General features: G+C 71.3%; 3 protein-coding genes. 2 read left to right on the top strand and 1 reads right to left on the bottom strand.

From position 1 onward, the window contains the following. Positions 1-37: 37 nt before the first annotated feature. On the bottom strand, positions 38-607 hold the full coding sequence (locus tag DQW06_RS07330) for an NADAR family protein (protein ID WP_013155517.1): 570 nt from the start codon (positions 605-607) through the stop codon (positions 38-40). A gap of 429 nt (positions 608-1,036) precedes the next feature. Between DQW06_RS07330 and DQW06_RS07325 the strand changes: the two genes are divergently transcribed. Continuing rightward, positions 1,037-1,543 carry a MarR family winged helix-turn-helix transcriptional regulator gene (locus DQW06_RS07325; protein ID WP_071622979.1) on the top strand — a complete coding sequence of 169 codons (507 nt, stop codon included), beginning with the start codon at positions 1,037-1,039 and terminating at the stop codon, positions 1,541-1,543. Positions 1,544-1,731: 188 nt separating this feature from the next. Beyond that, complete coding sequence (locus tag DQW06_RS07320; RefSeq protein WP_013155515.1) at positions 1,732-2,172, top strand: DoxX family protein; 441 nt, start codon at positions 1,732-1,734, stop codon at positions 2,170-2,172. Positions 2,173-2,434: the final 262 nt, after the last annotated feature.

Raw genomic sequence — 2,434 nt, 5'->3', positions numbered from 1 at the left:
CCCGGCCGCGCGGGTCCGGCGGAGGCCGGACCCGGCGTCACCGGGCCGCGGCCAGGCGGGCCCGGGTCTCCATCAGGGCGAACCCCAGCAGATTGAGGCCCCGCCAGCGCTCGGGGACCCGCGCGTCGTCGTTCTCGGCGCCCAGTCCGATGCCCCACACCCGGTCGCGGGGGCTGGCCTCCACCAGCACCCGTCCGCCGGTGCCGAGCAGGAACTCGCGCAGCTCCGGGTTCTGGCCGAACTTGCCGAGGCCGCCCTCGACCACGATCCCGAAGCGGGCCGCCTCCCACTCGCGCTCGTCGAAGCCGCGCACCTGGCGGCCGATCACCTTGGCGTCCCGGGGGTGGCCCGCCGCGAGGATCCGCTCCTCGGCCTCGGCGTCGCCGAACAGGCGGGCCTTGGCGGCCATCATGTAGTGCTCCGCGGTGCGGTAGCCGACCCCCTCCACCGTGAAGTCGGCGGGCCACCACTGCGACAGGCAGCTCGCCGACACGCCTCCGGAGGCGGGCGGCTGGTGGCCCCAGAAGCACAGGTACTCGGCTCCGCCCGCCGAGGCCACCAGCTCCTCGACCGTGCGCGCGTCCGCGGGATCGCGTGTGTCCGTCATGGGGGAGAGTGTCCCAAGCGGTACCGACACGCGCGGCGCCGGGCGGGCGTGCGGCGGCCCGGCGCGGGGGCCTCGAACGAGGGCGGTGCGTACCCGGGGCGGCGTATGTGACTCCGTAGTAGCGTTGCGGGAAACCCCAGGAGCCTTAGGTCAGAGGGCCCCGTCCGCCGTGGCGCCGACGGTGGACGGAGCGTCCTTCGAGTGCGCAGACACCGGAGGACCCCACTCGGGCGGGTGAGGCCGCAGGACCGGTCGACCGGCTGGCGGGTCCACCCGGTGTCGTCCGCCGGCGGCGACGCCCCGCGGCTGAGGCACGGGGTCGGGACGCGCCTCGGCCGCTGTGCCGTGGCCGCTCTCCTATGCCTGGAAGATGGATATTTGACCAGAACACAGTTGAACTCTCAAGTTACCCCTGGGGGCACGGGCCCGATGGCCGAGACGCGGTGGCTCGACGAGGACGAACAGCAGACGTGGCGGGCCTTCCTGGCCGCCGTCCACCTGCTGGACGGGGCGCTGGACCGGCAGCTCAGACAGGACTCCGGCATGTCCCACGCCTACTACCAGATCCTGGTGAAGCTGTCCGAGGCGCCCGAGCGCGTGATGACGATGACCGAGCTGGCCAGGCGGCTGCGCTCCTCGCCCAGCCGCCTCTCGCACGCGGTCGCCCGCCTGGAGGCGGACGGCCTGGTCCGCAGGTCCAAGCGCCCGGGAGACCGGCGCACCACCCTGGCCGAGCTCACCCCGGAGGGGGCGGTCGTGCTGCGCGAGGCGGCGCCGGGCCACGTGCACGAGGTCCGGCGCGTGCTCTTCGACGCGCTCACCGGCGACCAGGTCAAGCAGCTGCGGGGGATCGCGGAGTCCATGCTCGGCGTGCTCGACCCCGGGGGCGAGGAGCCGCGGTACACGGGGCCGACCGGTACGGTGCGCCGGGACTGAGCCGCGTTCTGTTGTCGGCTCTCACCAGGGCGGACGCCACGGGGGAGAAATATCCCTCGTTGGCACTCTATGTGTCCGGGTGGATGCGTACTATCATCTGCTTTCCCAGGAAAAGGTTGTAGTCTCAAGCAACGGTGCGAGGCCACGACCTCCTCCTGGGTTACCCGCTCACAGGAACAGGAACCGCTATGACCGAGAATCCGCTCATGTCCCGCGTGGGGGACGTCGTCGCGCTGCTCGCCAGAGTCGTGGTCGGCGTCGTCTTCATCGCGCACGGTTGGCCGAAGATGTCCGACCTCGACGGCACCGCCCAGGGCTTCGCGTCCATGGGGATCCCCTTCCCGCAGTTCGCCGCCCTCCTGGGGGCGAGCATCGAGGTGGGCGCCGGGCTGGCCCTCATCGTCGGGTTCGCCCTGCCCCTGGCCGGGATCCTCCTGGCCTTCATGATGGCCGGCGCCTACTTCTTCGCCCACGTCGGCGACCCGCTGGTCGGCGGCTTCGAGTTCGTGCTCGTCCTCGGCGCCGTCGCCCTGGCCCTCGGGTTCACGGGCGGCCGCCTTTCCGTGGACCGCCTCATGCCGTGGGGTCGCCCCCGCCGTCGGACCCCTGAACCGGTACCGGCCTCCTGACCAGCGCGTCCGGGCCGTCCGTCGCCGGAGGCGGACGGCCCGGGTACCGCACACAACCCCCTTTTCTTAACTTGTTTATCTAAATTCACCTATACCTCAAGAAAAACACTCAAATCTTTCGCTCTCCTTCACGACAACACATTTTCATGAACGACAGGTAGAATTCGGTGCACCCGAAACACTGAGCGGGACCGCGCGTTCGGGCCCGTCCCGTGTGCCCCGCCCGCCGAACGGGAGCGCCGTGTCCCACCTGGCCCCCCGC

This window comes from Nocardiopsis sp. TNDT3 (assembly GCF_003427465.1).
In the GTDB taxonomy this organism is placed as follows: domain Bacteria; phylum Actinomycetota; class Actinomycetes; order Streptosporangiales; family Streptosporangiaceae; genus Nocardiopsis; species Nocardiopsis dassonvillei.
The sequence above is the reverse complement of the archived record's forward strand: the minus strand, read 5'-3'. Positions and strand labels throughout refer to the sequence as shown.